The 6,667-nt window shown below is 45.6% G+C and carries 2 protein-coding genes; both read right to left on the minus strand.

All coding sequences use genetic code 11. The annotated features are described in order from the left end of the window. On the minus strand, positions 1-2,593 hold a 2,593-nt coding region (locus KM934_RS12045), incomplete at its 3' end, for a choice-of-anchor D domain-containing protein (RefSeq protein WP_215760848.1). A gap of 15 nt (positions 2,594-2,608) precedes the next feature. Next, complete coding sequence (locus KM934_RS12050) at positions 2,609-6,553, minus strand: S8 family serine peptidase (RefSeq protein ID WP_215760849.1); 3,945 nt, start codon at positions 6,551-6,553, stop codon at positions 2,609-2,611. Between the last annotated feature and the right edge of the window lie 114 nt (positions 6,554-6,667).

The following is a 6,667-nucleotide window of genomic DNA, read 5'->3' on the forward strand; positions in this document are numbered from 1 at the left end:
TCGCATGAGTTGTCTTAAAGGTATTTGCCTCGGCAGTTGCAGCTGCATCAGCTTCCTCAGCTGCCTTGATTTCCTCGGCTTTTGCCTTTAACGCATCAAGCAATGACTTCTCGCCATCTACCAACTTTGCTTTAGCTGCATCAGAGAGTTCCTCATAGTCTGTCAATGCTGCGTTTATTGCTGGAAGATCGGAAGATGTTACTGTCTCTGTGGTCTTGCCAAGAATTGTCGCATGAGTTGTCTTAAAGGTATTTGCCTCGGCAGTTGCAGCTGCATCAGCTTCTTCAGCAGCCTTGATTTCCTCAGCCTTTGCTTTCAGGGCATCAAGCAATGATTTCTCGCCATCTACCAGCTTTGCTTTAGCGGCATCAGAGAGTTCCTCATAGGCTGTCAATGCGGTAGTGATTGCAGGGAGATCTGAAGATGCTACTGTATCTACTGTCTTTGCAAGGATTGTCGCATGAGCTGTCTTGAAGGTATTTGCCTCGGCAGTTGCAGCTGCATCAGCTTCTTCAGCAGCCTTGATTTCCTCGGCTTTTGCCTTCAATGCATCAAGCAAATTTTTCTCTGGAACTAACTTTGCCTTAACAGCATCTGCTAACTGACCATAATCATTCAATGCAGATGCGATTGCAGGAAGATCAGAAGATGTTACTGTCTCTGTGGTCTTACCAAGGATTGTCGCATGAGCTGTCTTGAAAGCAGTCGCTTCTGCTGCAGCCACATCAGGCAAAACAGTCGTAGCTTCATTTGCCGACGAAAAATCTTTTCCGTTTGCACTACTCAGTTTGATATTATCAATGAGTATCTGCTTGTTTGCCATAGAATACACATCGCCAACATCAATCTTTAGAGACAGGATGTTTCCGCTATTACCCTTGAAATGAGTGTTATTAAATGAGAATACTACAATACGATAGGTTGAATCATCAATCTTCGCAATAGTAGATAAAAGACCTGCAAGGCGATCTGTATTCGTTAACGCATTTGCGACATCATTAATAGAAGCACCCACAGGAAGATGAATATCCATCTGCGCAGCAACGAGTTCTGTATAGTTCTCTACTGCAATGTTTGCAATGTATGCCGACCTATCCTCAGCCCACGCACCATCTATAGAAACTGTATTAGGTTCATATGTCACACCCGACACAGCGACCGACTTCATTCGTGTTTCTGGATCGTTGGTGTATATCTGCATTGTTGTGGAATAGTTTCCTGCCTTTGATGGCTGATACTGAACAGTGATATTCTTTGTCACATTGGCACCTATCGTCATTGGCATTTCCTCCACGATGCTGAATCCTTCATTCAGGAACGTCACCTTGCTGACAGTCATCGCTGTCTGTCCACTATTCCTGATGGCGAAAGTCTGCGTTACGGTTTCCGTTACAGGACTCTCAGGCATTATAAGAGAAGAGTTTGTGGAAATCTCAGGACTCTTTATATTCACCGTTCCCCTCGTGCTTGCTGATACCATGTTCTCCATAGCGATGTTACTCAGTGTTATGTCCGAAGGAGTCAGATAGTAAGTACCCGACTGTCCCTGCAGACTGACCTTGAAACTGGCTATGCTTCCGTTACCCTCAGGAATCGGGGTATTGTTCTGCGAATAGAGGAACACCGTCAGTTTCTTGCCGGATACCATTGCTGTAGCCGACAATTCCTCTGCATGAGTGCCTGCGGTTACACTGCCCTCTACATATTTCAATGCATCAGGCAATGTAAACGACCACTGAGCAGCAACAATTGGCTCCATGTTGTTCATCGTCACATCTACAGTAACCTCAGTATCACTATTGCCATCAGCATTACCAATATGAAGCTCATTCACCGAATATGGGTCTGCCACAATAGCAGCCGTATTCTCTTCGTTAATGGCATCCGAAGTTATTGTTGCCGTAGCATTTATTACACCATGCTTCACTGGCGCATACGTCACCGTGACATTACGGCTCGCATTCGGTTCAATGCTAAAGCTTCTGTCCGTAGCACTCAACTCCGATGCAGAGAACGTGATATCACTCACATTCAGAGTCTTCGTACCTGTATTCTTCAGTGTCAATGTCTTTGTGTATGTACTACGGATAGGAATATGTCCATAGTTTATCTGCGAGGTCGTCACAGTGAGATGTGGAGCAAGAATCGTCACCTGTCCAGTCTGCGCACCCACAGCAAGACTCTGTCCGCTGGCATTACTCAGCACTGTCGTTGGTGTTAGCGTGAGTTTCTCAGCTTTGTTCCCAAGTTTCAGACGCACAGTAGCCAGTACACCACTGTTTCCCTTTATCGGTTTATTGCCTATGCTATATACATACACACGCAACTCGTTGTCAGCGCCCGATGCAGAAATCTGATGACCATCGCTACGCTCAGCATTGAGCGTTGCCGAGCCATCAACATACTTGACGTATTGATCCAACGGAATCCTTATCTCCGCAGCAACTACATCGTCCGTGTTCTGCATTGACAACGTCAGCTCCACCTCATCACCCGGCTGTCCGCCAGGCGATGAGACAGAGACGACATTATCCGCAGACAAAGGCAATGCGAAGCCTATTGCAGATAAAAGTCCTATTAATAATCTTTTCATTGGCAGAAGTGTTTCTTACTTCATCACTTTATAACTCTTCACACATCTGCCGTTGATGAACAGGCTCTGGATATACATACCGCTCTTCTGGGCTGCCTTGCTGTTTATCATTCGACCAGAGAGGTCGTAGTAACGCATCTCGGCATTCTTGAAGTTGTCAATGCCGAATGGCAGTTCGTCGATGCTTGTCGTTGCGCCGTTCACAGCAAGTACATTCTTACCGCGTGCGTCGCTGGCAACGATGCTCTTCACTTCTGCATCACCGATGCGGAGCAGTGGCTGCTTGCCGATGCCTATTGTCTTACCGCTCATTGAGTAAGCCAACAGCATATACTCGTTCTCGTTCATCCAGCTGCCTGCGTGCTCCATACCATTGAGGCCTTCCATTGTCTCAAACTCAGTGCCCGAAGGTGCTGCTACTGATACCTGCACACCACCGAGAGGTGTTGTTGCGTCAACATACAGTATGCCGTCCTCTACGGTGAATGTTGCAGTGTTGCCCACACTTGATGTTCCTGCCTCTGGAGTCATGATGATGTTCACTGTCCCCACTACGTCAAGGATGTTCACCGCGTTGTCTGAGTTTACATCGGCAGCCTCGAAGATGAATGGCTGTGGGTTCTGATTGGTGAGGTAGTTCACTTCCGTTACTACGTCAGCCACATCGACACTCATTGAGCCATTTGCATCACCCTTCTGTGCCGTGAGAGGAGTAGCGGCTACGACATTGCTCACGTCATGCTGCTGAAGGTCGGTACCCATCTCCTTTACCATATAATAATAGGTGGTACCAGGAACTACGTCATAATCAACGAACTCTGTCTCTGTTGCGTCAACGAGAGTCTCGTTTATCTGTTTTACCTTCTCAGGGTCATCCTCATAGCGATATACGTTGTATCCCATAAGGTCGGCAAAGTCCTCCTCTGCAGTTTCCCATGTCAGTGAGACCTTGCCAAGTCCTGCCTCAGCCATCAGACCAGTTGACATAGAACCTGCCTTCTGCACCATCACATTAAAGCGATACTTCTCTTCTGGTATCTCAAAGTATTCATCATCCTCTGCACCATAAACGCGGATACGGTTCAGTCCGTCTGCGTTTGTTTTTCCATTGATAGTAAGGTATGCGGTGTAAATATCGCCTGCCTCGTTCCATCCGCTGTTCTCACCTTCCTCTGCAATGCTGATTGATGCATATGGAGGGCGAACACCCATTGAGATAGTAGGTGCAACAGCCTTGTTCATAGGACGGTTGAAATATACCTCAAACTTGTGCTTGCCTACGCCGAGAGGTGCGAGTTCATCAAACTCATCCAGTGCGTCCTTGCCATTGACAACTACCTTCCATACGATGCCGTGGGCCTCTGGATTAGGAGTTTTTGCAACATAGTCCAAATCTACTGCGCCATAACCATTAGAGTAAATCGGATGGTTCATATCCATAATATAGTTACGCAGTATTGAATTCTTAGAAGATCCTAAATAATTCTGCTCTTCTTGTCTCAACACTGATACATTAGAGCTGTTATATCCTACGCTTGCTATATAATCGCCAAATGCATTTCCTAAAATATTTGAAGACTTAAAATCATTAAGTTGTAAGTAACAATCGATATAATCTGCAGAGGCTAAGTTACCTACAACATTACAATTGGTAAAATGTATCGATTGATTATACCCTATATTCGCTTCAATGTTTGTTATATTGCTGTTGAGTATATTTGTATATCCATTGAATGGATATTCTGTATAACAATCTTTTATTATACAATTATCTAATGTTCCTGAATAAATTAAACCCCATTGCTCCGATTCACTGCTTACTATTTTTCTGTTTTCAATCAAAGCATATTTTACCGTATTGTTATTGAATTCCAGAGGACCATACTTTCCTAAGTCCCCATCAGCACTTGTAAATACAATCATCTTTTTTGGAGTACCAACTGCTATCAAAGTTCCTTCGCAATGAAAAGCTGTACCATCCTTAAATTTCAAGACAGCACCCGGTTCAATTGTTAAAGTAACACCCTGTGGAACAGCAATACTCTGTGTTACGATATAATGCACACCCTCATGAAGTGTCATATCGTCAGCTACGATGCCGCCTATTTCCACACCATTCTCTGCCTTAATCATCACATTCTGTTTAACATCCTCAGTGATATTATCACAAGTAGCTTTGAGGACAAGACAAATATGGCGACCATCAGCACAGTTGTCATTAATCTTTATACGTAGAGGATTAGCACTTGTCGCCTTAGCATAGCTGCTTAGGTCTGAACCGAAATCAGCGGTGCCATTGATTATCTGCACAATTTCAGGATCCTCTGTCTCTGCCAATTCAATAGAGACACGAATATTCTTTGCTGAGCCCCATGAGTTGCGGAGAACAGGATAGATATCAATTGTCTCGCCAGCATCTGCACGACCGTCGCCATCACCTGCGGCATCGTCAAGGTTATATGTGATAAGGCTGAGTGTTGGCTTACGGTTAGCATCACTCATCTGGTATGCCTTGTAGATGTCAAGGTTGCCATTAGCAGTTTTGCTGTTGATAAGGTCACCGAAGAGTTCCTCCTTGCTGCCGAGTTCCTTACATTGCATCAGTCGAGAGATGGCACCGGCAACTGCAGGACATGCCATTGATGTACCACTAAGTTCCTTGTACTGGCCATTAGGGAAAGTACTGATAATCTTAACACCAGGAGCAGTAATCTCGTAGTTGTAAAGTTTATCCTCACCATGGCCAGAGTAGAATGCTCCATCATCATCATAGTTGCTGAAACTTGCCAAGCCACCACCACTGTGTGATGACTGTACACCGAGAACGAATGTATAGGCTGCAGGGAACATCGGAGCAGGAGCCATTTGTCCTCTCTCAGGATGAGCATGATTCATGCACAAGCCATCATTACCCGCAGCAGCAACAAGAATCGCTGTTGCGTAGGCATGTGCAAGAGCCTGCTCCTCTGCCATTGAGTTGCTGTATCCACCGAATGACATACTAATAACATCTGCGCCATTGGCTACGGCATAGTCAATACCCTTGATGATGGTGGCTACGTCACCCGTACCGTCGCTCTGCATCACGGTGACAGGCATGATCCATGCATCAGGGTTCACACCTGCAGCACCGATACCATTGCCACCTACGGCAGCAGCGATTCCTGCACAGTGGGTGCCATGACCGTTGTTGTCGCGGATGCGAGGACTGTTGTTCACGAAGTCCCAACCGTGGATGTCATCCTTGAATCCGTTGGCATCGTCATCTCTGTCTTCTGCACCTTCATTCTCAAGCTTGTTTGTCCAGATATTGGCTGCAAGGTCTGGGTGTGTGATGTCAATACCAGTATCGAGGATGGCGATGACAGGACGCTTGTTTGTTATCTTCGGTGTGTTCCACAGGTTGTAGATATTTATACCAGTGATGCCCCAGTGACCGTTGTTGTTATAGAGTGGGTCTTTATTGTAGAGGTCGCCATCGCCAGTGGCGGTGGTATAAACGAGGTAGTTTGGCTCGGCAAACTCTACGTCGTCTATTGTCTTCAGTTTGTCAACAACGGCGTGCACATCCTGCTGTTTTGTTTCGTCGAAGCGGACGGTATAGAGTGTTGACATGTCTTTTATCTCTACATCTTTACCGTTGAATCCCTTTGCTGATCGGGCTGCATTTTGTTTCAGTTCGCCTGTCAATGGCATGAGTGGTTCGATGGCTGTTGCACCGATCTCTGACATCACCCTGCTCATTGAACTTACGGCAGATACGCGCGAGCTGCTTCTTGCCATGTTGCCCATAGCACTGCCGGTCTTGAACTTTACGATTACTTCTCCCTGACGGAATGCCCTATGGTCATGGCGTTCTGTCTTGTATGCTCCGTCCTCATTGTTGTTGCTCACCTGAGCAAACATCGCACTTGGCATCAACGACAATGCAATTGCAAGGATTCCTAATAGATTTCTCATAATATCATATAATTTAATGAATAATGTGAGTCATATTTGGGGTCAAAGATAAGTATAATCCACAAAACAATAAGAGCCGAAATTGAATCATTTCGGCTACGGATTTGGACCATT

Origin of the sequence: Hallella faecis, from assembly GCF_018789675.1 — a bacterium.
GTDB lineage: Bacteria > Bacteroidota > Bacteroidia > Bacteroidales > Bacteroidaceae > Prevotella > Prevotella faecis.

What these genes read in the sequence shown, in the direction of transcription:
- KM934_RS12050 (WP_215760849.1), bottom strand. Translation starts at nt 6,553, where the DNA reads ATGAGAAATCTATTAGGAATCCTTGCAATTGCATTGTCGTTGATGCCA.